Source organism: Acetobacter sicerae, assembly GCF_011516765.1.
GTDB classification, from domain to species: Bacteria; Pseudomonadota; Alphaproteobacteria; order Acetobacterales; family Acetobacteraceae; genus Acetobacter; species Acetobacter sicerae.
Genome location: NZ_JAAABN010000009.1, coordinates 126,984 through 152,201, shown reverse-complemented (window position 1 = coordinate 152,201; position 25,218 = coordinate 126,984). Strand labels below are relative to the sequence as shown.

Annotated in this window: 17 protein-coding genes and 1 pseudogene; 13 read left to right on the top strand and 5 right to left on the bottom strand. The window is 59.7% G+C overall.

The annotated features are described in order from the left end of the window. Window positions 1-200: 200 nt before the first annotated feature. From GVI59_RS11650 to GVI59_RS11610, 9 genes and pseudogenes are all read left to right on the top strand, one after another. Window positions 201-1,628, top strand: a complete 1,428-nt coding sequence (locus tag GVI59_RS11650; RefSeq protein WP_173574405.1) for an FAD-binding oxidoreductase — start codon at window positions 201-203, stop codon at window positions 1,626-1,628. A 231-nt stretch (window positions 1,629-1,859) separates the two neighbouring features. Continuing rightward, complete coding sequence (locus tag GVI59_RS11645) at window positions 1,860-3,377, top strand: replicative DNA helicase (RefSeq protein ID WP_173574383.1); 1,518 nt, start codon at window positions 1,860-1,862, stop codon at window positions 3,375-3,377. A gap of 323 nt (window positions 3,378-3,700) precedes the next feature. Further along, entirely contained in the window at window positions 3,701-4,444 is a 744-nt protein-coding gene (locus GVI59_RS11640) for a nuclease-related domain-containing protein (protein WP_173574382.1), read from the top strand. Between the two features lie 298 nt (window positions 4,445-4,742). Then, window positions 4,743-5,543: an SDR family NAD(P)-dependent oxidoreductase gene (locus tag GVI59_RS11635; RefSeq protein ID WP_173574381.1), complete on the top strand. Its 801-nt coding sequence runs from the start codon at window positions 4,743-4,745 to the stop codon at window positions 5,541-5,543. Between the two features lie 531 nt (window positions 5,544-6,074). After that, complete coding sequence (locus GVI59_RS11630; protein WP_173574380.1) at window positions 6,075-7,019, top strand: alpha/beta hydrolase; 945 nt, start codon at window positions 6,075-6,077, stop codon at window positions 7,017-7,019. 375 nt (window positions 7,020-7,394) lie between these two features. Beyond that, entirely contained in the window at window positions 7,395-9,140 is a 1,746-nt protein-coding gene (locus GVI59_RS11625) for an oleate hydratase (protein WP_173574379.1), read from the top strand. 10 nt (window positions 9,141-9,150) lie between these two features. Further along, window positions 9,151-9,503, top strand: a pseudogene (locus GVI59_RS19050) (transposase); the annotation flags it as partial. A 91-nt stretch (window positions 9,504-9,594) separates the two neighbouring features. Beyond that, a complete protein-coding gene (locus GVI59_RS11615; RefSeq protein WP_173574377.1) occupies window positions 9,595-10,131 on the top strand; it encodes a heme NO-binding domain-containing protein in 537 nt (178 codons plus the stop codon). Continuing rightward, window positions 10,128-11,294, top strand: a complete 1,167-nt coding sequence (locus GVI59_RS11610; RefSeq protein WP_173574376.1) for a GGDEF domain-containing protein — start codon at window positions 10,128-10,130, stop codon at window positions 11,292-11,294. The genes GVI59_RS11615 and GVI59_RS11610 overlap by 4 nt, the downstream gene beginning before the upstream one ends. Before the next feature lie 177 nt (window positions 11,295-11,471). Here the strand turns inward: GVI59_RS11610 and GVI59_RS11605 are convergent, their stop codons facing one another. From GVI59_RS11605 to GVI59_RS11585, 5 genes are all read right to left on the bottom strand, one after another. Beyond that, complete coding sequence (locus GVI59_RS11605; protein WP_173574375.1) at window positions 11,472-12,782, bottom strand: c-type cytochrome; 1,311 nt, start codon at window positions 12,780-12,782, stop codon at window positions 11,472-11,474. Continuing rightward, the gene (locus GVI59_RS11600) at window positions 12,779-14,557 is read right to left on the bottom strand and encodes a GMC family oxidoreductase (RefSeq protein ID WP_173574374.1); all 1,779 of its coding nucleotides are present in this window, start codon (window positions 14,555-14,557) and stop codon (window positions 12,779-12,781) included. Before GVI59_RS11600 ends, GVI59_RS11605 begins: the two co-directional genes overlap by 4 nt. 65 nt (window positions 14,558-14,622) lie before the next feature. Continuing rightward, window positions 14,623-15,354 carry a gluconate 2-dehydrogenase subunit 3 family protein gene (locus tag GVI59_RS11595; protein WP_173574373.1) on the bottom strand — a complete coding sequence of 244 codons (732 nt, stop codon included), beginning with the start codon at window positions 15,352-15,354 and terminating at the stop codon, window positions 14,623-14,625. 74 nt (window positions 15,355-15,428) lie between these two features. After that, a complete protein-coding gene (locus GVI59_RS11590; RefSeq protein ID WP_408736618.1) occupies window positions 15,429-17,462 on the bottom strand; it encodes a lysylphosphatidylglycerol synthase domain-containing protein in 2,034 nt (677 codons plus the stop codon). A 94-nt stretch (window positions 17,463-17,556) separates the two neighbouring features. Then, window positions 17,557-19,212: a lysine--tRNA ligase gene (locus tag GVI59_RS11585; protein WP_173574371.1), complete on the bottom strand. Its 1,656-nt coding sequence runs from the start codon at window positions 19,210-19,212 to the stop codon at window positions 17,557-17,559. A gap of 143 nt (window positions 19,213-19,355) precedes the next feature. Here GVI59_RS11585 and GVI59_RS11580 point away from each other — a divergent pair, with 143 nt between their 5' ends. The 4 genes from GVI59_RS11580 to mdoH all read left to right on the top strand — a co-directional run bounded on the left by GVI59_RS11580 (window position 19,356) and on the right by mdoH (window position 25,193). Further along, window positions 19,356-20,909: a DegQ family serine endoprotease gene (locus tag GVI59_RS11580; protein WP_173574370.1), complete on the top strand. Its 1,554-nt coding sequence runs from the start codon at window positions 19,356-19,358 to the stop codon at window positions 20,907-20,909. Between the two features lie 152 nt (window positions 20,910-21,061). After that, window positions 21,062-21,424, top strand: a complete 363-nt coding sequence (locus tag GVI59_RS11575; protein ID WP_173574404.1) for a winged helix-turn-helix domain-containing protein — start codon at window positions 21,062-21,064, stop codon at window positions 21,422-21,424. A gap of 71 nt (window positions 21,425-21,495) precedes the next feature. Then, window positions 21,496-23,052 (top strand): glucan biosynthesis protein, encoded by a 1,557-nt coding sequence (locus tag GVI59_RS11570; protein WP_173574369.1) that lies wholly within the window; start codon window positions 21,496-21,498, stop codon window positions 23,050-23,052. Further along, window positions 23,028-25,193: a glucans biosynthesis glucosyltransferase MdoH gene (gene mdoH, locus GVI59_RS11565; RefSeq protein ID WP_408736617.1), complete on the top strand. Its 2,166-nt coding sequence runs from the start codon at window positions 23,028-23,030 to the stop codon at window positions 25,191-25,193. The genes GVI59_RS11570 and mdoH overlap by 25 nt, the downstream gene beginning before the upstream one ends. Window positions 25,194-25,218: the final 25 nt, after the last annotated feature.

The window sequence follows — 25,218 nt, the reverse complement described above, 5'->3', positions numbered from 1 at the left end:
TCATCTTTTTCTGGAAGAAAAGGATGCGCAAAGACTTTTGTTTATCAGGAAGGCAGTTTGCAGTCCGATTATGTCACCTTCTGATCTGATAAAGGTTTTTGGTTCTTTTTTCGAAAAAGAATAGGAAACAGCATTCATTTCAGTTCTGGTTCCTTCAGAACTGCGTAACACCCTTCAGGCCCATATCCGGACGAACCCACATGACCAGTCTTCCTCCCGCCCTGCTCGCCGCACTGGAAAAGGCCCTCGGCCCCGGCGGCCTGCTGACGGACGCCAGCGACATGGCCCCGTTCCTGACGGACTGGCGCTCCCTGTTCCACGGCAAGGCCTGCGCCGTCGCCCGCCCCGCCAGCACCGAAGCCTGTGCCGAAGCCGTCCGGCTGTGCGCGGAGCATAACGTCCCCGTCGTGCCGCAGGGCGGCAACACCAGCATGGTCGGCGGCGCGACCCCGGATGGGACAGGTCACGCACTGGTCATCGTCACCAGTCGCATGAACAGGGTGCGGGAGATCGACCCGATCGACAACACGATGGTTGTGGAAGCGGGCGTGACGCTGAAAGCTGCGCAGGATGCCGCGACCGCAGCCGGACTGATGCTGCCACTGTCCATTTCCTCGGAAGGCTCGGCCGAAATCGGCGGCGTGCTGGCCACCAACGCGGGCGGCAACAACACGGTGCGCTACGGCAACGCCCGCGAACTGGTGCTGGGCCTCGAAGCCGTGCTGCCGGACGGTCAGGTGCTTGATGTCATGCGACGCCTGCGCAAGGACAACACCGGCTACGCACTGCGCCAGCTTTTCATCGGCTCGGAAGGCACGCTCGGCCTCATCACTACCGCCATCCTCCAGCTTCAGCCGAAGCCGAAATCCGTCGAGGCCGCCCTCTGCGCCGTCGCGGACGCCAAGGGCGCGCTGGCCCTGTTCTCGGCCTTCCGCAACACCGAGCCCAGCGCCATTCAGGCGTTCGAGTTCATGTCCGGTCTGAGCATGAACCTCGTCAACACGCTGATCCCCGACGCCTCGCTGCCGCTGTCCGAACCAGCCCCCGCCTACGTGCTGGTGGAACTGGCCAGCCCGCGTGAGGGCGGCGCGCTGCGCGACCTGATGGAAGAAGTGCTGGGCAAGGCCTTCGAGGACGGACTGGTCAGCGACGCCGTTCTGGCGGAAAGCGAGACACAGCGTCTGGCCTTCTGGAAACTGCGCGAGGAGCATGCCGAGGCGCAGAAGCGCGCCGGCGCCTCCGTGAAGAACGACGTCTCCGTGCCGCTCTCCGCCATCCCGACCTTCATCGACCGCGCCACAGCAGCCTGCGAGACGCTGATCCCCGGCATCCGCGTCGCCCCGTTCGGCCATATCGGCGACGGCAACATCCACTTCAATCTCGTCCAGCCGGAAGGTGCGGATGGCAAGGCGTTCCTCGCCCGCGATCACGAGATGATGGACACCGTCGCCAACATCGTGAAGGAGCTCGGCGGTTCCTTCTCCGCCGAGCACGGCGTCGGGCAGCTCAAAACCTACATGATGCCAGCCTGGCGCGGCGGTGCCGAACTGGACATGATGCGCCGCATCAAGGGCGCGGTGGACCCGGAAGGGATCATGAACCCGGGCAAGATTTTCCCGGCGGCGTGATGCCTATTGCGTGGCGGTCGTTGCCGCCACCGGGGGCCTGCGGCCCTTTCGGGCTGCGGGCTCGATCCCGGGCAAATCACCAGAAACCTGTGTTTCTCCTCCGCGGATTACTGTGAAACAGCTTCTGAAACAAACTGGCTCAAGCGACACGATTTCATCTGATGTCGGATCAGCATTCCCGGTTCAAGACTGTGCGCTTCCGTCCCCGGATGATAAACAGGCGGGGTGAACATGATTGATGCCCCCGATTCCTCCGCTCCTCCCGCTGACGGCGCACTCCTTGGTGTTTCGCTGCGTCAGCCGCCCTCCAATGTGGACGCCGAACAGGCGCTCCTTGGCGCGCTGCTGACCAACAACAAGGCCTACGACCGGGTCTCAGACTTTCTGACCGGCGCGCATTTCGCCAACCGGGTGAACGGCGCGATCTATGACGCCATCGCCAAGCGTATCGAAGCCGGGATGCTGGCCGATCCGGTCACGCTGCGCGCCACACTGGAAAATTCGGGCATCCTCGATGAGGTTGGCGGACTTCCTTACCTCGCCCGACTGCTGACGGCGACGGTCGGCATCATCAACGCTGGCGATTATGGACGGGCGATTCAGGACGCCTGGATTCGTCGTCAGCTGATCGACATCGGCGAAACCATCGTCAACAGCGCCTTCGGGAGCACCGATCTCGGTGGACAGGACCAGATCGCCGCCGGTGAAGAACAGCTTTTCAGACTGGCCACCGACAAGGGGCAGGATGGCGGCTTCACGGGTTTTGACCGGGCGCTCGCCTCTGCCATCGAAACCGCCGAAAAAGCTTTCCGCAACGAAGGCGATGTGTCGGGCCTCACCTCCGGCCTGCGCGACTTCGACAAGAAGACCGGCGGGCTGCATCCGTCCGATCTGCTGATCCTCGCCGGCCGTCCCGCCATGGGCAAGACCGCGCTCGCCACCAAGATCGCCTTCTCCGCCGCCCGCGCCCTGCTGAACGCCGCACGGGAAAAGGGCGAAGGCGTGCAACCGGAAGGCGCTGTCGCGATCTTCTCGCTCGAAATGTCATCCGAACAGCTAGCCACCCGTATTCTCTCCGAGCAGGCTGAGGTCTCCGGTGAGCGCATCCGTCGTGGCGATATCGGGCAGAAGGAATTCGACCGGTTCGTGCGAGTCAGCCGCGAACTGACCCAGCTTCCGCTGGTGATCGACGACACCCCCGCCATCTCGCTATCGGCCATGCGTACGCGCTGCCGCCGCCTGAAACGGACCAAGGGACTGAGCCTCGTCGTGGTCGATTACCTCCAGCTCATGCGGCCCGCCGTCGGAACGCGCCCCGACAATCGCGTGCTCGAAATCTCGATGATCACGCAGGGCCTGAAAGCCATCGCCAAGGAACTGGAAGTGCCGGTCATCGCGCTCTCCCAGCTGTCCCGTCAGGTGGAAAGCCGCGAGGACAAGCGCCCGATGCTCTCCGATCTGCGTGAATCAGGTTCGATTGAGCAGGACGCCGACGCCGTGATGTTCGTCTATCGTGACGAATATTATCTCCAGCAGCGAGAACCAAAAGAAACGGCCTATGACTCGTCGGACAAATATCAGGCAGCTCTTGAAGACTGGGGCCGCAAGATGGAACTGGTCCACAATAAGGCGGAACTGATTCTTGAGAAGCAGCGTCATGGCCCGACAGGCACCGTGCAGCTTTACTTTGAAGGCCAGTACACGCGCTTTGCGGATCTGGATACGGTTCACGAGGATTATGGACGGTAAACAACAGGGGTTCCTGGGCATCCCTTTTTTCAAAAAGGGATGCCTTCTGAGGATTTTTAGAAAATCTTCTTTATAATTCTCCCAATGTTTGAATGAGGAATGCTTTACATCAAGCTGATTTTACCCAAAGTCATTCTGACTCCACGCCAGACTTGGTTGCCGCGCAAACAAAAACAGAATACTCACGGAAAGAATTATAATCTTTCTGGTGATATATGCCGGCTTTCATAGCATTACTGATCGCAGTTTATATAATATTCCAATATTTTCACCAGATTGTAGAAACTGGTCTCATCATCCTTGCGGGTTTCATCGCTTACAGGATGCTGACGAAGCTGTCAGCAAAACCCCCGACTCATAACAAGTCTTTTACCTCCTATAAGCCCCCGACGTCCTACTCTTCTCCACCACCAACTGAACCAGACGGAGACCTTCTCTCCGATCTCAGCGATGACGAACCTCCACAGGAAGCGTCCGTCCAGTCCGTTTCAGACGCTTTCGAAAATGAACAGGCCATTGCCAAAGGTCTGGAAGGCGAAAGACGGGTCAACCGCATCCTGCAAACACTCGGACGCCCCTATCTCTCCAACGTTTACCTCAGAGATGAACGGGGCACCCTCACACAGATAGATCATCTGGTAAAAATGCATTGGGGAATTGTCGTTATCGAAACCAAGACTTACGGTGGATTTGTTTCAGGCACAGCCAATCCCGACACATGGAAACAGAGTTTCAGAAAATTTGGAAGCCGGAAATATTATCTGTTCCAGAATCCTTTTCGTCAGAATTACCGTCACGTGTGTGTTGTGCAGCATGTTTCCGGACTGCAAAGGAACGTCTTTTCCCATGTCGTTCTAGCAGGTGACGCCCGAACCAGCCTTTTCATCCATAAACAGGTCATCCGCCTGCGCAGACTGAAGACTGAACTACAGAAACGACCAGAAAAGGCGCCTCACATAGACTACAAAGATCTCGATCTGGCATGGAACAGATTAAAACAGCAGGCAAAAGCCAATCGGGGGTGCGAAGCAGAACACCTTGCCTCTCTTCAGTCACGATCTTTCTGATCTGACTGACGCAACCCTTTAACGCGTCAGACGATTATACTGATTGTAGATACAAACTTTCAGCATATGGTTTGCATGTGTGAAGTAAACAGCACCACACCATGATCGCGCAACCTGCCTTGATGAATCATTCAGCAGGTCTCCAATTCGACAGAGTGACGGAGTGACGGATTCTCACGTCGTCTGACATCTGCCCATGCCAACATGCCGAGCCGCTGCATGTGTTTCCTTATGACAGCGAAACTCTATGCTGTAACCAATGGGTTTCGAATTTCCAATCCTGAGAAAAGGAACCGATATGAGTAAAGAGAAGCGTTTTGACGGACAGGTTGCTTTAGTGACTGGCGCCGCCGGCAACATTGGACTGGCGACAGCCAAACGTCTGGCGCAGGATGGCGCCGATATCGTGCTGCTCGATATTGCAGCGGATAAACTTGAAGAAGCACGGAATAAAGTCAGTGCTTTTGGCACGAAAGTTGAAACCGTGACATGCGATGTGACGGATTACAAAAGCGTCGAATCCGCGGTGATCTCCGCGGAAGACAAGATGGGTCCTATCGCGCTGCTCTTCAACAATGCGGGCTATCAGGGGACTTTCACCCCGGTGCAGAATTACGATCCTGAAGACTTCACCAAAGTCATTCAGATCGATCTGATCGGCGCATTCCATGTATTGCGCGCCGTATCGGCACGAATGGCGGCTCATCGGTTCGGGCGCATTGTCAACACATCAAGCATGGCCGGCCTGCAGGGGCCACCCAACATGGTGGCATATGCCTGCGCGAAGTTCGGCATCGTTGGTCTGACACAAACCGCATCGAAAGACCTTGCTCCACATGGTATCCGCGTAAACGCCATCGCGCCCGCTTTGATGGGACCGGGGTTCATGTGGGACCGTCAGGTTGAACTTCAGGCGAAGGCTGGCAGCCAATATTTTTCGTCAGATCCTAAAGAAGTCAGCGATGCGATGATCAAAGGCGTCCCGATGCGTCGCCTGGGCGATATACCCGAGATTCCCGGTGTTGTATCGTTTCTGATGAGCGATGATTCCAGCTACATGACGGGTGTCACTCTGCCGATTTCGGGTGGAATCTTATAAGCTCGCGCTTGGTTTTGAAATGAAGTGAAGACCTGATTTCTCTTTTTACCCGTTTTGGGCTGGTGGCGCTGATCTTCAAAAATAGCGGCACTCACCGATGGACATTGTCCAGCTGTAATTCAGCGCTTTTCTGATCTGGGCACAATGCGTGAGGATTATAGGCGTAAAAAGAAAGTTTTGGATGTCCCTTTTTAAAATGGGACATCCTCTGAAGCTTTTTATGACTTTCCAATTTTTTTGTGAGAGTTTTTCAATACAACCTATTTTATATAATAATATTCAGTTTCGTATATTTATACCTACAAAAAAATCATCCCAAGTCCAATAAGCAGGTGAGCTGTCCATTGCGACAACATCACTCCTACGCACCATCGATCATTTCCAAGGCGATTGCACAGTCTCCCGCAGCACATCAAGTAAAGCTCAAACTCCCAAAAACCGGGGCAATTCACTTTGTTGTAGGGGCACTGTCGCCCTCCACACCAGCTCCCTATGATCCTGCGATCCGCAAGAGAACTGGAGCCCTTCACGATGACTACCCTTGATCTGGTCGATGCGCAGCAGCGCGACATAGTGGCTTCATTTCCCACCTTCGATCCTGCACACGGCGATCTGAAGGATTTCCGCCGCGATCTGGTTGAAGGGACGACAGCTCTCCTACAATCCGCGTCGGTCGATTTTGAGGAACGGACGATTCCGGGGCCAGACGGCGCTCCTGATGTCCGTGTCATCCTGTTCCGCCCGTCCAAAACCAGCGGAACAACACCTGCCATCCTATATGTTCATGGCGGCGGGATGATCGCTGGCACACCGGACATGCAGGCCGGACTGCTGAGCCAGCGGGCGGCGGAAACAGGCGCGCTGATCGTCTCTGTCGATTATCGGCTTGCGCCGGAGACGCCCTTTCCGGGTGGGCTGGAAGATGTCTACGCCGCTCTGGTGTGGCTTCATGACCATGCGGGTGAACTGGGTGTCGATCCTGATCGCATCATGGTCATGGGTGACAGCGGGGGCGGCTGCCTTGCGGCAGCTACGGCGCTTCTGGCGCGAGATCGGGGCAAGATCAAACTGCGCGCCCAACTCCTGATTTACCCGATGCTTGATCTGCGCACCGGTGGAGCAGACGCCCCCTCTGATGATCCCAGGACAGGAGAGTTTCTGTGGACACGTGCCCAGAACCAGCATGCGTGGGCCGCCGTGCGTGGAGACCTGACAGCAGATGATGCGGGATTTGGCTATCTGTCGCCCGCTTTCATGAACGATTTATCGGGCCTGCCGGCAACATTCATCCTTACTGGCGCTCTGGACCTGTTTCGTGATGAAGATGTGACCTATGCGCATCGCCTGTGGCAGGCAGCCGTCCCGACCGAACTGGTTGTCTATGCAAATGCGGTGCATGGCTTCGATCTGCTTCCGTCCGCTCTTGCCCAGCGGGTACGTCACGATGTGGTGGAAGCTGTGCGTCGTCTGTTGTGATACGAACAAACCCTGAAAAGGGATAACTCCGTCCCTTTTTCACACAAAACGATATGCCATATTTCCAGCCTTCTTCAGCAGACGCACAGCTCATCATGGATGCCTGAATCGCCGTAATTCACGCAACCAGTGCTTGTCACAGCAGATGACCGTAACGCAGCTATCAGGGCATCCGAGGCGCGACGAGAACGGCTTGAGAGAGGAAGTCGAGGACTTTCGAAAGAAGCATATCTCCCATGACCGCCAATGATCGTATCCACGTGAATTTGACGCATATCAAAGACATCAATCGTCAAAAAGCTGCGTATATTCGGAAGAACTCTCTCCCCGTCATATCGATCGGGCCGTTATCGGCTCTGAAAGACACAGCACGCCATGAGATACGCCCACAGCAATTTCGAAGCCTTCGCCCGCCCCGCAAAGCCGGAAGGCGTGGAAAACCGATCTGCATGGATCATCGGCGGCGGACTGGGCGGCATGGCGGCGGCAGCGTTTCTCATCCGCGACGCCCAGATGACGCCTTCGAATATCACAATTCTCGAAGCATCGGATGCCGACGGTGGAGCGCTGGACGGAACTGGCGATGCCGAGACCGGCTGGCTGATCCGCGGTGGTCGGGAGATGGAAGAACAGTTCCGGTGCCTGTGGGATCTGTATCGTTCGATCCCTTCTCTGGAAGTGCCGGACGCCTCGGTTCTTGATGAATTCTACCACCTCAACCGCGTCGATCCCAGCAGCAGTCCCGTCCGGGCAATGTGCGGCAAGGGCCAGCCCCTGCCGGATCGGGACAGCCTGACGCTAACCGGAAAGGCGCGGCGGGAGATCATCGCGCTCATTCTCGCGGATGAGGAGAAGCTCGCGGGCAAGACCATTAGCGACATGCTGTCCACCGACTTCATGAAATCCAATTTCTGGCTGTTCTGGCGTTCGATGTTCGCCTTCGAGCCCTGGCACAGCGCGATCGAGATGAAGCGCTATCTCGCCCGCTTCGTGCATCAGATCCTTGGACTGAAAGACCTGCACACACTGAAATTCACCAAATACAACCAGCAGGAATCCCTGAGCAAACCGCTGGCCACATGGCTCATCGATCAGGGCGTCGTGTTTCGCCACGGTGTGCGGGTGACGAATGTCGCCATCGATATGTCGGGCGGGAAGAAAGTCGCAACCCATATCGACTGGCTGGAAAGCGACACGAAAGCAGGCGTCGATCTCAGCCCGGATGAGCTGGTTTTCGTCACCAACGGTTCCATGGTGGAAAATTCCAGTTGGGGCGACCATCATACCCCCGCGCCGATCGATACGACCATCAGGAACGGCAGTATCTGGCAGTTGTGGCGTAACATCGCAATGCAGGACCCGGCGTTCGGGCGTCCGGATGTGTTCTGCGGCGACACCACAAAATCCCGCTGGCTGTCTGCAACTGTCACAACACAGGATGCGCGCATTCCCGACCTCGTGCACAAGGTGACGGGTCGTGACCCATTCTCCGGACGCACGGTAACCGGCGGTCCGATCACCATTCAGGATTCCGCCTGGCTGATGAGCTGGGTTGTCAGCCGCCAGCCGCATTTCAAGGGCCAGCCAAAAGGCCAGATGGTGGCGTGGCTCTACGGACTGTTCAGTGATGTGCCCGGTAATTACGTCAAGAAATCGATGCAGAACTGCACCGGCGAGGAGATCACGCAGGAATGGCTGTTCCATATGGGCGTTCCCACCGACCAGATCGACGATATGGCGGCCAAGGGCGCGATCACGCATCCCTGCATGATGCCTTTCATCACGGCGCAGTTCATGCCGCGCTCACCGGGAGATCGCCCGAAAGTGGTGCCGGACGGCAGCGTCAATCTCGCCTTTCTTGGTCAGTTCGCCGAAACCCCGCGCGACACCGTGTTCACCACGGAATATTCCGTCCGCACGGCGATGGAAGCGGTCTATACGCTACTCGATGTCGATCGGGCCGTTCCGGAAGTTTTCGGCAGCGTCTACGACATTCGGATGCTGTTGCAGGCGGCGGCTGAATTGCGGGATGGGAAAAAGGTACCAGCCTCGGGCTTATTGCGTCATCTGACGGATGGAACGGAGGTTGATGATCTGCTGGAGCGTTATGGGCTGATTTGAGACCTGGTCCGAAGCGTTTTTCCGGATTGTGGATTTTGTGGTTTTCCGCCCTGATCTGGACAAGACTCTGGTCTCTGCGGAGAGGATCAAAGACAGTCGTCCGCTCTTGAGCCGGTGTTGATGTTCGGACTCCTGATGATCCAGACGCTGAACACTCTCTCCGACGAACAGACGGAATATCTGATCAACAATTGCCTGTCTTTCATGCGTTTTCTCTATCGCGGGCTGCCGGACCGTATGTCTGATCCCAAAACGATCTGACTGTTTCGTGAGCGTCTGACACAGATCGGGGCTATTGCAATTCTGTTCAGGCACTTAGACGCATCCCTGCGGAACGCCGGTTATCTGCCGATGTCAGGACAGAATACCGAGAAGATCGGTGCGCTTAACGGGTTGTGAAGACAATGGGATTACCCACATCGTAAATTGTCATCGCGGTCAGATCGGAAGCATCATGAAAGGCATAGTCTTCAATCTTCTGGAGGACGTGGTCAGCGAACAACTCGGCTTCGACACCTGGGAGTTCCTTTTGGAAAAGGCCGGGGTGGATGGTGTGTATAGTTCTTTGGGCAACTATCCGGATGAAGATATGCTGGCCCTTGTGAGCGCGGCGGCGCATCGTCTGAAGATCTCTGAAGGCGAGGTGTTGCGCTGGTTTGGTGAGCAGGCGATGCCCCTTCTTAAGAAAACCTATCCCGAACTGTTCGAGCAGTTCTCCACTGCGCGGACGTTCATCCTATCCGTCAACACAATCATCCATCCTGAAGTGAGGAAGCTCTATTCCGGAGCTCACTGTCCATATTTCCATTTCACGGAACAGCCGGACGGGGCGCTGGAAATGCGCTACCAGTCCTCCCGTCACCTTCTCGATCTCGCACATGGCTTCATTCTTGGAGCAGCCGATATCTGGCATGAAAACGTCTCCGTGGAGCGTTACCCACCCGGCTCCCCGAAAGAGAATGACATGACCATCCGCTGGCAGGGCCCATGAACCACCCGACAGCGGACGAAACAGACATCGACTACAAGACTCTCTACCTCCAGTTGCGCAAACGCTTCGAGAGGGAAAAGCGCATCCGTCGCGAGGCGGAGCAGATTGCCGAACGCGGTCTGCGCGAACTCTATAGCCTGAACAACCAGCAGAAACTGCTGGAGATGATCGTCAGCTGCGCCAATACGACCTCCTCCGCCACCCGTGTGCTTGAAGTTACGCTGGAGGAAACCTGTCGTCGCATGGGGTTCACGGGCGGCGTAGCGTTCATCCGACGCGAGGATGGGAATTATGACCGGGTTAATCCTACTTTGTGCTTCCCGGATACGCTTTCCTCACGGCAGGCGCTGCTCGACGCCTGCCGGGCTTCGCGACTGTTCGAAGCGGACGGGCTGGCCTTCCAGATCAAACGTCAGCAGAAAATCGTAAGCTGGGAAATCGACTCGCCCGAACATGCAATCGGAGCAGGCCTGCATCATGGGTTGGGCCTGCCTGTCATTGCAGGTGGGTCTGTCGATGTCCTCATCCTGTTTTTCTCATGCAAGGAAGTGAAAGCGGAAGAACCAATCGTCGGCCTGTGCATGAACATCGGCGGCCATATCGCCCGCGTGATTGAACGGGAAAAAGCCGAGCGTAAGCTTCGGTATGACGCGACTCATGACGCCCTGACCAACTTACCCAACCGTACGCTCTTCATTCGAACCGTCACCGATATTCTGGCGACATGGAAAACCACCGTCACGCCACCAGCGGTCTGTCTCATCGATCTCGATCATTTCAAACACATCAATGATACGGCTGGCCATCTGGTGGGTGACCGAGTGCTTTGTCTGGCAGCTCAACGTCTGAGCCACACGCTCGCGGACCATCCTGCGCATATGGTAGCCCGTCTGGGCGGCGATGAATTCGTGATCCTCTTTTACGGCGAAACATCACCTCATGAGGTCATAACCGCGACAGAAAAGGTGTGCGACGACCTTCGACGACCTTTCGAAATAGAAGAGCGTCCTTTGACCTCGACCGCCAGCATCGGCCTCGCCTTTTGGTCTTCGCGTTATGAAAACGTCTCCTGCATGCTGAAAGAAGCCGATCAGGCCATGTATGAGAGTAAAAGAGCGGGGGGCGGTCGTGTGACCCTCGCCCGCCCTGTGAACCCAGCCTGATAAAAGCTGCTCATCGTCAGTCATCGCCGATAAGGCTTATGGCGTCGCTCCTCTTATCGAAAAGCTCGAAAAACGACAGATCTCACCGGTTGCTCCGTCAAAGAGAAACCGACGCAATCCCGAATGTCGCGTTTCAAAGCCAAGTCCTGCCTCCTATTTACAGAACGAATCTCCCCCTCAATTAAGCGGCATCTTCGCCCCACCCGCTCCACTTCCTTTCGGCGTCCGCTTCCGCACTGCCTCCACATCCACCGCCGCCGCATCATTCCCCCATGCACCACGGATAAAACTCAGCACATCCGCCATCTGCTGCTCGGACAGCACATGCGCATAAGGCGGCATCACGAATGCGGAAGGCGCGTTATGTGAGGCAGGGACGATCGCCCCCTTGTAGAGCAGCGTGATCAGAGAGTCGGGCTGCTCGTCCATCACCACCGGATTTCCGGCAAGCGGTGGGAAAACAGAGGGATAGCCGCGTCCATCATCACGATGGCAGGCGGCACAGTGATCGACATAGACCCGCGCTCCGCGAGCGCTGACATCCCCACGCCGCAGCGCGGTTTCCGTAGCCGCGTCATACTTCCATACGGGGTCAGGTGTTTTCCGTGCCGGCAACGAACGTAGATAGCGGGCGATGGCGTGCAGATCATCGTCGGTCAGATACTGCGTGCCATGCTCGACGGCGTCCGCCATGCCCCCGAAAGCCGATCCCTCCGAAGCTCGGGCTCCACGCAGGAAAGCCACGATGTCATTCTCCGACCATCGTCCCAGACCGGTCCGATTGTCCTGACGTAGCGACGGCGGATGCCAGCCATCCACCGAACCGCCGCCTGACAGGTAAAGGTCGCCATCCGCTGCGGTAAGAGCCTTTTCCTGCAGGCTCAGGGCGCGCGGCGTGTGACACGCACCGCAATGCCCCGCTCCCTCCACGAGATAGGCGCCACGGGCAAGAACCGGGTCGGGAAAGGAGCGCTGCGTCGTCTTCGCCGCGGCCTGATGAGGCGCAGGCGAAAACATCCCGCGCCACAGGGTCAGCGGCCAGCGCATGGACAGCGGCCAGACAATCGTGCTGGCGGGCGGCGTCGTGGCCACCGGCTTCACGCCATAACGAAAATAGACGAACAGCGCATGGACATCCGCATCCGTCAGGCGGGCGTAAGACGGAAACGGCATGGCCGGATACATCGACGCCCCATCCTTCCGCACGCCTTCTCGGATGGCGCGGGAAAACTGCTCTTCCGTGTCACCGCCAATACCGTGATCCGGATCAGGCGTGATGTTGGGGCTGTAGATACGGCCCATCGGCAGGTCGAACGGCACTCCGCCCGCAAAGGGAGCCTGCCCCCTGACGGAATGGCAGGCTGCGCAGTCCGCCGCACGGGCGACATATTCGCCCTGCCGGATCAGGTCATCGGACGGCGTAGCAGCATGGGCTGACGCAACGGGCGGAAAGACAGCCAGACAGAGCGCGAAACGGAGCCCCCTCATACCCGCACCAGCGGGCCGGGCGATTTCAGATAGGTCGTGCGGATATGGTGCGCTGACCAGTAAGCGAGCGCCGCGACCATCCCGGTCGGGTTGTAGCCCATCCCCTGCGGGAAGGCGTTGGAGCCGATAACGAACACATTCGGCACGTCCCAGCTTTGCAGATAGCGGTTGATCGCGCTGGTGTTGGGATCGTCGCCCATCACCGCGCCGCCGCCCAGATGGGTCGTCTGATAGATCCGCGTGTCGAATGGCTTGCCGGGTTCCAGCATGCCGAGTTCGTATTTGGTGGCTCCGAGCGCCTTCATGATCGGCTCGATCTGACTGACCACATAGCGGTTCATGCGGATATCGTTGTCCTGCCAGTCGAACGTCATGCGCAGCAGCGGCTGGCCGTAAGCATTCTTCCATGTCGGATCGAGGTCGAGAAACACATCGCGATAGGCCATGTTACTGCCATGCGCGTCGATCGCCATCGCGTGCCGGTAAGTATCAACCAGCGCCTTCTTGTAGCCCGCACCCCAGCGCGGCGCGTCCTTGCCGCCACCGATCGTGGAGGCGGCGATCGGTTTGACACCCGCCTGATTGACCCAGACCGGGGAGCCGCCGACAAAGCCGTGCGGCCCGTGGTCAAAATTCATGCTGTTGAAATCGTCGATGGCCACGCCACCGCCGCCCGTGCCGATGAACTGATTGGTGAATGTGTTCTCCGGCAGCCAGGCGCGGGACGTGGTGATGGTCTGATAGACGAAATTACGCCCGACCACGCCTTCGTTCTTCTGCGCGTCATAGGGTTTGCCGACGCCCGACAGCAGCATGAGATGCACGTTGTGGAACTGGAAGGCCCCGAGCACGACAAGGTCCGCCGTGATCGTCACTTCCCTGTTCGAATCGAGATCGAGGTACGTCACACCCGTCGCCCGCGTCTTCGTGCTGTCGAGATCGACCCGCATGACATGCGCCCGCGTGATCAACGTAAAGTTCGGGTCTTTCCGTAGAACGGGAAGAATATTCACGTTCGGCGAGGCCTTGGAATACATGTAGCAGTCGTAACCGCTGCAATAGCCGCAGAAATTGCACGGTCCCATCTGCGCGCCATACGGATTGGTATATTGCCGGGACGCATTGGCGGCCGGCAGCGAATAGGGATGATACCCCGCCTCGCCCGCCGCCTTGCGGAAGAGATTGGCCGTATAGACGTCCTTCAGCGGAGGCAGCGGGAAATCATCGGAGCGGGACGGCGCGAACACGTTACCATTGCCGACGACCTTGCCGTTGACCTTGTAAGCCTCGCCCGATGTGCCGAACACCTTTTCGGCCTTGTCGAAAAACGGCTCCAGTTCGTCATAGGTGACGCCGTAATCCTGAAGATTCATCCCTTCCGGAATGAATTTCTGACCATAGCGGGCGATGACGCTGCTGCGCAGAGCAAGATCGTCGGGAGCCGCGCGGAAATGCACGCCGGACCAGTGCAATCCCGCTCCGCCCACGCCTTCACCCGGCAGAAACGCTGAAAGCTGGCGGTAAGGCAGCGCCGTCTGGCCGATTTTATTGCGGATGGTGACGGTGGTGCGCGACAGATCCTGAAACAGCCGATGGCGGATCGCGCCGCGCAGTTCGTCAATGGAGTCCGGATACGCGCCCTCGACCGCTGTCGCACGGTCCGGGCCTCGTTCCAGCATGACGACTTTCAGTCCCGCTTCCGTCAGTTCCTTGGCCAGAATCGATCCAGCCCACCCCGCGCCGACCACAATGGCGTCGGCGTTCTTCGTAGTCATGCGGTAACGGGCTCCGTTTTGTCAGGCAGGGGACGGGCGGGGGAAAAGGAACGCAGCGGCACGGATCAGGCTGTCTCGCCGCTGATCGACACGCTGCCCAGCGGATAGGCCGGGCCATACTGGTCCACCCAGTCCATGAAATCCGCGCGAGCGCCGGGGAAACCGAGCATCACCCACCCCCCCAGATGACGGTTGCCGCCATGGATCGGGTCAGAAAACGCGCCTTCCATCGTGTTGGTTCGCAACTGTTCGAAGAAAATGCCCGCCGTCAGGGTCTCGCCAAACATGATCGGCAGCTTTTCGAACGCTGTCAGCACCTCGATCTGGGTGGGATGATCCAGATCCGCAAAAGCGTTTCCGTGATGATCGCGGCAATAACGGTCTGCTCCCGCAATCCCGAGCCGGTAGATCTCGCGAGGCGCATAAGGAAGCTGATAGCCGAGATTGGCTGGCCCCTCCCTGAAAGGCCCGCTCATGAACCAGAGACCGCCGCGACCGTAGGGCGTGTCCATCTGGCGGTCGATGAAACCGACGACACCAAGAGCTTTCGCTCCCGGTCCGGTCTCGTCTTGTGGAAAAAGCTGCTCGGTCGCGGCTTCCAGAAAACGCCATTCATCAGGCGTGAAATAACGCGGCGTGTAGGTCTGCGCCGCTTCCGCCGCAATGGCCTGCCGCCAGTCAGCAAATTCGTCTGCTGTCCAGAAAGCGGCTGTTCCCGCGAGCGCCATGAGAAAATGCCGCCTGCTCATACCGGGTGGGACCGGCAGTTTCTTCGGTGTGTCGTTCTGAACACTCATGATGCCGCACACTGTCACATCCCTGACACAGAGTGCAAACCATCAGTCCGGAAAAGAAACGACCCCGCCGGGAATCAGTCGACCGATCTGGGTGGCTTGCGTCCTGCCCTGCGCCCGGTCAGAAGCGCCCTGACCAGACCGATCTGTTCGGAAGGACAGCTGACATACAGGCCGGGCATGCCGTCCAGCGGCCAACTGACCAGCCCGATATCGTCATAGATCGGCAGGAAGACTTCACCTGTTCCCCAGAACACAGGCTGAAGCCCCTCCTGCAACGCCAGATCGCGCAGACGCCAGATCACGGACGGCGCATCCGCGTCATCGCCCGCCGGATCACCCAGCCCAATCACAAAATTGCCGCGCCGCCGGAACGGGATGGCGGCTGTTCCGGTCTCACCGGCCACCATGCCATGCACGACCCCGCCCGGCACAGCCGGGATGGCGTGATCCAGACTGTAATACCACTCGGCGTTTTTCTCGTTCCAGGGCCGCACAATCACGCGGCCCGGACGGGCCAGACTGGCGATGACCAGCAGGGCGAGCGCTCCCGCCACCGTCACGATCCAGCGGGCGTGGCTACCCTCCGGAACAAAAAGCTGCCACCAACTGTCCGTCGCCTCGCGGTGCGTGCCGATGAGCAGCGCGCAGCCGATCAGTAGGATCAGTGAGAGGATCGTGGTGAAGGACAGGGGTTCACTCAGCAGACGGGCGTGCCGGTAATAGCAGCGGCGGAACGGTGCGACGAGAAACGCCGAGAAGCCGAGCACAATCGAAACCGCCGGTGCGTTGCCGCGCATGAACGTCGCAGCAGCAGCCAGCACCAGCACGAAGAGGGTCGCGCCCCATGCCAGCGTCACGCGCTGCGACAGTCCGACCGCCAGCGCGATCAGGGTCGCGCCCGCCAGAGTCAGGGCATAGCCGCCGACCTGACGCGAGACGAACATGATGATCTTCGGGCCGGCGAAAGGATGCACCGGATTGATGACCGGCAGGATCATCAGCAGCACACCGCACATGGCGACCACGCCGGTTGCGACCGCCACCGAGAAATCCGCCTCGCTCTCCCGCACGGCCTGACTGGGACGACGCGGCTTTGCCGCGGTCTCACTCTCCTCACGGCATTTCTTGCGCGCCAGAGCCGCATCGCCACGCAGGAACAGCTCGTGTGCCGCGAACATGCCTCCGGCCAGAAACAGCGGAATGATGTAGTAGAACAGCCGGAAGACAAGGATGACGCCGATGATCTGGGGCTTGGGCATATACGGCCCCAGCGCCAGCAGCATGGCGCTGTCGAACACGCCAAGCCCACCCGGTACGCTGGCCACCAGCCCCGCCGTATAGGAGGCGATGTAGATGGCCAGAAAGGACGTGTAGTCGATCGTGCCTGACGGCAGCAGCACCCAGGCGATCCCCGCGGTCGCCGCCATATCCGCCGCGGCCACAACTGTCTGGGCGATCGCCATCGGCGTGGATGGCAGATCGATTTCCTTGCCCCGGAAGGTGACCTTCCGCCATTTCAGACCGGCCAGAATATAGGCGAGCACGCCAAGCCACAGCAGCACGCCGATCCCGGCTGTCACCGGCGCGGGAATTCGACCGCCGAGCCCCGGCACCGCGCCCGGCTCCAGCAGCAGCACGCTGCCGATCAGAACGCCTGCGCCCAGCAGGTAGGTGACCGAGCAGAACGCGATGATATGCGCGATCGCAAAGGGCGGCAGGCCCCAGTTGCGGTAGAGCCGGAAACGCACTGCCGCGCCGGAGACCGCCGAGAAACCCAGATTGTGGGACAGCACGTAGGAACAGAACGCGGCGAAGGCGGTCCGGAGAAAGGAGACTTCCTTGTGCCCGACCTGAATGACGGCCAGCCTGTCATAGAAAGACAGGATGAAATAGGACAGGAAGGTGCAGGCCACGCCCGCCATCAGTGCGCTGTGCGGAATACCGCTGAGCGCCGTCCTGATGTCGGCCATGCTCAGCGACTGGACTTCCTTGCGGACCACCAGAATGGCCGCGATCATGAGAAGCAGCCCGAGCAGGTGCGGCAGATGTTTCAGCCAGCGCTTCCAGCTTTTCGGCTTGTCCTGAAGCGCCGGTGTGTCCTGCGCCATGGCCTCCACGCGGGAGACCATGGCTTCTTCGTCTTCCGGAGAGAAATGAGGCGGTTTTTCTCCGGGATTACGGGTCAGCGGCATGACGACGCCCTCAGGCTTCCGCGCTCCGCACCAGCGCCGCTTCAATCAGCGCAATGGTGCCCCGAACACCGTAAAGCGCGATGAAACCGCCAAAGCGCGGCCCCTCACTCTGCCCCAGCAGAACCTCGTAAAGACAGGTGAACCAGCTTCTCAACGGCTCGAACGCATGACGCTTGCCGATCTCGAAGACCAGATTCTGCAACACATCGGCGGACACCTCTTCACCCTCATAAACCTTGAGGGCTTCCGCCAGATCGGCCAGAGCCGCGTGTTCCTGTTCATTCGGCAAACGATAGCTCTTCGATGGCCGGACAAAGTCGGCGTAAAACACGATGGCGCGCTCAACCAGCGTGGCCAGCATCGGATGCGTCTCGGGAGAAACATTCGCGTCGTAGCGCTTGATGAAGCCCCACATCACGTCCGGCGTCTCGGCATTCGCCACGCTGGCGAGGTTCAGCAGCATCGCGAAGGACAGCGGGCTGCCGGCATGATCCGGAATGTGACCGGCATGCAGGAACCAGGCCGGGTTGGCGTAGAGCGCCAGACGATCGGCGTCCTGTGTCCCGCTGCCTGAGCCTTCGGCAACGCTCTTCTGGAGAGCCGAGGCTTTATCGACATGCGCAAGATATTCGTCAGCGGCCTTGGGGATCACGTCGAAGAACAGACGCTTCGCCCGCTGCGGCTGGTTGAACATGTACTGCCCGAGACTCTCCGGCGGCGCGTAACGCAGCCATTCCTCGACCGACAGGCCGTTGCCTTTCGACTTGGAAATCTTCTGACCGTGCTCATCGAGAAACAGCTCGTAGGTCAGGCCGGCGGGTGGCGCCGAGCCCAGAATACGGCAGATCCGGCCAGACAGACGCACGCTGTCGATCAGATCCTTGCCCGACATTTCATAATCGACGCCGAGGGCATACCAGCGCATGGCCCAGTCGGCCTTCCACTGCATCTTGGCGGCGCCGCCGGTCACGGGGGTCTCAAAGCGTTCACCGTTCTCGTCGGTCCAGAAGACCGTGCCCGCCGCCGGATCGACCCTGTCGATATGCACCTGCATGACATTGCCGGTCTTCGGGTGGATCGGCAGGACCGGCGAATAGGTCGCGCGGCGTTCCTCGCCCAGCGTCGGCAGGATCACGGCGCAGACTTCGTCATGCACTTCCAGCATCCGCTTCAGCGCGGCGTCGAAACGGCCGGACATATAATAGTCGGTCGAGGATGCGAACTCGTAATCGAATCCGAACCCGTCGAGGAAGGACCGCAGACGGGCGTTGTTGTGAGCCGCGAAGGAATCATGGGTGCCGAACGGGTCCGGCACGCGGGTCAGCGGCTTGCCGATATATTCGGCCAGCATCTCGCGGTTCGGCACGTTGTCCGGAACCTTGCGCAGCGCGTCCATGTCATCGGAGAACGCCAGCAGGTGGGAAGGCTTGCCTGTCAGCGCCGTATAGGCCTGACGCACCCAGCTGGTGCGGGCGACCTCGCCGAACGTGCCGATATGCGGCAGGCCGGAAGGACCATAGCCCGTCTCGAACAGCGCCGGGCGATCACCGCCTTTTTTAGCGACGTGATCGGCGATTTTCTGCGCCTCCTGAAACGGCCAGGCTTTGGGAACAGCCCCGTTCGGCAGGAGGGAATGGCCAGCAGGATTTACGTTTTGGTCAGACATGGTGCGGGAAGCTATGAACAGAGTCGCCTCCGGTCAATTCAAATCACGCAGGCGCGACCCACCGTAACACTGTCACATTGCCTCACGCTGCGTTATGGAAGAGGCATGTTTCGTTTTTTTTCCAGATAAAGAACGCACCTTTCATGCCCTTTTCCGGTCCTGCCCGTTCCCTTCTGCTCTCTTTCAGTCTGTCTGTTTCGGTGTGCTCAGCCGCCCTGTGCGTATCGGGCGCGCCTGCTCATGCAGACTCCGCACCAGCCCCCATGCCTCAGGTCACAACCGACGCCCACGGCGTGCCGGGCAGCTTCGCCGATCTCGCGGACCGTCTGCTTCCCGCCGTGGTCAATGTCTCGACCACCCAGACCATGAAGGGCGATTCGGACGACGAGGATGAAGGGGACGAGGAAGGTCCGCAAATTCCCCAGTTCCCCCGCGGCTCGCCGTTCGAGAAATTCTTCCACGACTTCATGAACCGTCAGAACGCCCCCAACGCGCCGCCGCGCAAGATGCAGGCGCTCGGCTCCGGCTTCATCATCGACCCGACGGGTTACGTGGTGACCAACAACCACGTCATCCGCAAGGCCGACCGTGTCACCGTTACCCTTCAGGACAACACCGTTCTTCCGGCGAAGGTGATCGGCCATGACGACCGCACCGATCTCGCGCTGCTGAAGGTCACGTCACCGCATCCACTGCCCTTCGTGTCGTTCGGCGACAGCGACACCGCCCGCGTCGGCAACTGGGTGCTGGCCATCGGCAATCCGTTCGGTCTGTCCGGCACGGTGACGGCGGGTATCGTCTCCTCGCGTGGCCGTAATATCGAGCAGGGGCCTTACGACAACTTCATCCAGACCGACGCTCCCATCAACAAGGGCAACTCCGGCGGACCGCTCTTTGACATGCACGGCGCGGTCATCGGCGTGAACACCGCCATCTACTCCCCCTCCGGCGGCTCGGTGGGTATCGGTTTCTCCATCCCGTCCAACGAGGCGCGCGGCATCATCGAACAGCTGCGCAAGACAGGCCACGTCTCACGCGGCTGGATCGGCGTGCGGATTCAGGATGTCACACAGGAAATCGCCGATGGTCTCGGGCTGAAACCGGCGCGCGGCGCGCTCATCGCAGGCGTGGACTCCAAGGGACCGGCAGCAAAGGCGAAACTTGAGACCGGCGACGTCATTCAGGCCCTGAACGGCAAGCCGATCGAGGGTCATGCCCTGCCCCGCCTGATCGCCGACCTGCCGGTCGATTCACAGGCCACGCTCTCGGTCTGGCGTCATGGGAAAATGCAGGATCTTGCCGTAACCATCGGCACTCTCCCCGAACCAAAAGAGGCGACCCATCCGGATCACGCAGAGAAAACCGGCAACCATCCAGCCGACAAGTCCGCCGATTTCAGCGGTTTCGGCCTGAAGGTCTCCGGTCTGACGGAAGCGAACCGGAAGAAATACCGCCTTTCCGAGGACCAGAAGGGCGTGGTGATCACCAGCGTCACGGATGGAGGCGCTGCGGCTGAGCGCGGCCTCAAGGAAGGGGATGTAATCATCGAAGTCCAGCAGGTCGGAGTGAACTCGGTGACTGATCTGCGCAAGGGCATCGAGACGGCGCAGAAGGAACAGCGCCATTCCGTTCTTCTGCTGGTTCACGACATGGACGGGCTGCGCTGGGTGCCTTTCCCGCTGGATAGTGCTCACTGAACCGGTGAGACGCGGACGGGCGGAAAACGATAGACGCCATTTCATCCCTGACGGCCTTCCGGTCGGGGAATTTGCTGCGTATGATCAGTTTTCCGTTATCCGTCCGGCGTTATCCATCCGGCGATTTCTGCAAACGCGACTGAGGATCTGACATTGTGACTGAGCTACGCCTGACGCTGAGGGTGGATGTGGATGGTCATCCCGCACTCGGACACGGCAAGATCCGTCTTCTGGAACATCTGGAAGAAACCGGCTCGATATCGGCGGCAGGCCGGGCGATGGGCATGTCCTATCGGCGCGCATGGCTGCTGATCGACGCCCTGAACAACCAGTTCAGCGCCCCTCTGGTCGCCACAAAACCGGGCGGCGGCGGCGGCGCTCACCTTACGGAAGCCGGGCAGACCGTCGTCCGCTGCTATCGCGCTGCTGAACAGGATGCGGCGGCCGGGGCAAAGGCGGCTCTCGATGAGCTTGCCGGCATGGTCCGTCGCCCTCAAAAAGCCTCACGTTCGTGACAATCGAAACAGACTGGTACAATAGCTGACAGAGCATCAGGTCTGTCTCTAAAACCGGGGGAACAAGAAGCGTGTCATCATCCGTCTTCCGCCGCGATCTGCTTCGTGCAGGCAGCGGCGTCGCATTGGCCGCCCTTACAACAGACTTTCTTGGCAGACCGGCCCGCGCCGCGGATGCCCCTCCCGCACCGCCCGCTCCCACACCATTCGACAACGGCACTGTTACACAGATCGCCCGTCGTCTGGCCGCCAGGCCTTATAGTGCGCCGGAACAGTCGCTCCCGAAGCCTCTTTCGAACCTGACGTTCGACCAGTTCCGTTCCATCGAATTCCAGCCGGACCAGGCGCTCTGGCACAACGACAATCTGGCGTTCGATGTCGAGTTCTTCCCGCGTGGCTTCCTCTATCCCCAGCGCATAGAAATGCATGAGGTCGTGGACGGAAAATCGGCCCCGGTTCCCTATAACCCCGACATGTTCCGCTACAGCGATCCGATGCTGCGGGTGACCGACAATCTGGGATTTGCGGGTCTCCGTCTGCGCTACGCCATCAACACGCCCGGCGTGATGGAAGAATGCGCCGTATTCCTTGGCGCTTCCTATTTCCGGGCCGTCGCCAAAGGTCAGAATTACGGTCTGTCCGCGCGTGGTTTCGCAGACGGCACTGGCGACCCGAAAGGCGAGGAGTTCGCGCTCTTCCGCGCCTTCTGGCTTGAAAAACCGCAGGCAGGCGTGGACTCTGTCGTCATTCACGCGCTGCTCGACAGCCCGTCCGTGACCGGCGCGTTCCGCTTCACCATCCGTCCCGGCGAGACCACCATCTTCGACGTGCAGTCCACCTTCTTCCCGCGCGTGAAGATCGAGCAGTCCGGCATCGCCGCCCTCACCGGCATGTTCTATTTCGACACCAATGACCGCACCCATGTCGATGACTGGCGTCCTGCCGCGCATGACAGCGAGGCGTTGCAGATCTGGACCGGTTCCGACCAGCAGCTTTACCGGCCGCTGCGCAATCCGCTGGATCTCCAGTTTTCCGCGTTCAGCGACATCTCCCCGCGTGGTTTCGGACTGATGCAGCGTCGCCGCTCCTTCCACGACTTCGAGGATCTCGCTCTCAACTATGAGAAGCGTCCCTCCCTGTGGATCGAGCCGATCGGTGACTGGGGCGCGGGTTTTATCGATCTGGTTGAAATCCCGACCCCCAACGAGGTGAATGACAACATCGTCTCCTTCTGGCGTCCCAAGGAGCCGATGCAGGCAGGGCATGAATATGCCTACACCTATCGCATGTACTGGGGCTGGGACGAGCCGTTCCCGACGGAGCTTGCGCGGATCGGCGCGACCCGTGTCGGCGCTGTTACCGACCACAAGGAAGCGCGGTTCTTCGCCATCGACTTTACCGGCGGTCCTGTTGCGAACACCCCACCGGACGCGAAATTCCATCTCATTCCGCAAACATCCGCGGGAACGATCAAGAACGTGGTCGTCGAGCCCAATCCCAACACCAATGGCTGGCGCACCACGTTCGAATTCTATCCCGGCGATGCGAAGCTCGCGGAGATGAATGTCGTTCTCGCCAATGACCAGGGACCTGTCTCAGAACAGTGGGTATATCGTTGGACGCCATAACCGACGCTCCCGGCGTTATCTCCTCCGCCGGGTTCCATGCACTTCCACCCGAGTCCCCCATGCCCATGGAGACGCAGGATCTCCATGCCGCACCCGATCTGCATGGTCGTGAACGCGTCGCTCCGACAGAGCCTCCGCTTGTCTCCCTCCGGAGACTGGCCGTTATCGGCACAGCGCTGGCCCTGACGATCTACGGTGCGTACCAGACCCACCTCGTGCTCGACGCCAACGGGTTCTCGGTGCTTGGCGTCATCATGGAAGTGCTGTTCATCCTGCTCTTCACATGGATTGCGCTGGCCTTCACCTCCTCCATCGCGGGCTTCTGGTCGCTGATGACAAGAGGCGGTCTCGGCCTTGGCATCCACGCGGATGGCCCGCTTCCTGCGCTGAATACCCGCGTCGCGCTGCTGATGCCGACCTACAATGAAGATCCGCACCGCGTGATGGCCGGTCTCCGCGCCATTTACGCCAGCCTTCAGGAAACTGGACGCGCGGACGCGTTCGACATCTTCATCCTCTCCGACACCACCAACCCGGATGTGTGGGTCACAGAGGAAGCCGCCTTCCTCGCCCTGCGGCGGGATACGGGTGACGACAGACACATCTTCTATCGTCGTCGCGCCAAGAACATCGAGCGCAAAGCGGGCAATGTCGGCGAGTGGGTCCGTCGTTTCGGCGGGGCCTATCCGCTGATGGTCACGCTGGACGCGGACTCCGTCATGGACGGACGGACGCTGGTGCAGATCGCCACCGCGATGGAACGCAACCCGCAGGTCGGCCTGATCCAGACACTGCCGATCATCGCGGGCGGCACGACGCTTTTCGCCCGGATGCAGCAGTTCGCAGGCCGGGTCTATGGTCCGCTGATCGCGCACGGCATCGCCTGGTGGCACGGGGCGGCCAGCAATTACTGGGGACACAACGCGGTCATCCGCACAGCGGCTTTCGCGGAACAGGCTGGCCTGCCGCATCTGCCGGGACGCAAGCCGTTCGGTGGTCACATCCTGAGCCATGACTTCGTGGAAGCGGCGCTCATGCGGCGGGGCGGCTGGGCCATCCACATGGTCCCTGCCCTGCTCGGTTCTTATGAAGAAAGCCCGCCGTCACTTACAGACGTGGCCATCCGTGACCGCCGCTGGTGTCAGGGCAATCTCCAGCATTACAAGGTCATCCCGACCAAGGGACTGCACTGGCTGAGCCGGATGCACATGATGATCGGCATCGGCGCTTATGTGACCTCGCCGCTGTGGCTGGTGTTCCTGCTTGTCGGCATCCTGATCTCGCTTCAGGCGCGCTTTGTCCGGCCGGAATATTTCGGTGACACCAAGACGCTTTATCCGCACTGGCCGCAGGTCGATCCTGTTCGCGCGAAATATGTGTTCATCGCCACGATGGCCATTCTGCTTGCGCCGAAACTGTTCGCCTACATCGCCCTGCTTTTCAACAGAACGACGCTGAAAGGCTGTGGCGGCGCGATCCGGACAGCCTGTTCCATTCTGGTGGAGACCCTGATCGGCGGCCTGATCGCTCCGATCGCCATGCTGATCCAGACAGGCGGCGTGATCTCCATTCTCAGCGGGCAGGATTCCGGCTGGAATGCGCAACGCCGTGACGATGGCGGCGTCCCGTTCAGCGTCATCGTCAAGGGCTACTGGCGCTATACGCTGTTCGGCCTGATCCTCGGCACGGCGGCATGGGCTGTCTCCATCTCCCTGTTCCTCTGGATGACGCCCGTTCTGCTCGGTCTGGTGCTGGCCATCCCGCTCGCTGCCCTCACAGCAAGCCGTGACGCCGGACAGGCCCTGCGCCGCGCGGGACTGCTGCTGGTTCCGGAAGAAACGCAGACGCCGGACGTGCTGCTGAAGGCCGCCGCCGCGATGCAGATCCCCGCACCGAACTGTCCGGAAGATGCTCTGGAGGCGCTGTATTCTGATCCGGCCCTGCTGGCGGCTCACCGCGCCATGCTGCCTCCGCCACGCAAACCGGGCGATCCGATTGACGCGGACCGGCTTGTCGGACTGCTGAAACTTCAGGAAGCCCGGTCTCTGACCGATGCGGAAGCGGCGCTGACGCCCAAGGAAAAGGCTGCGGCGCTGGGCGATGCGACCGGGCTGGATCGGCTGGTCACGTTGCCTCGCTGACACGATGATACTCTCCTGTGCATCC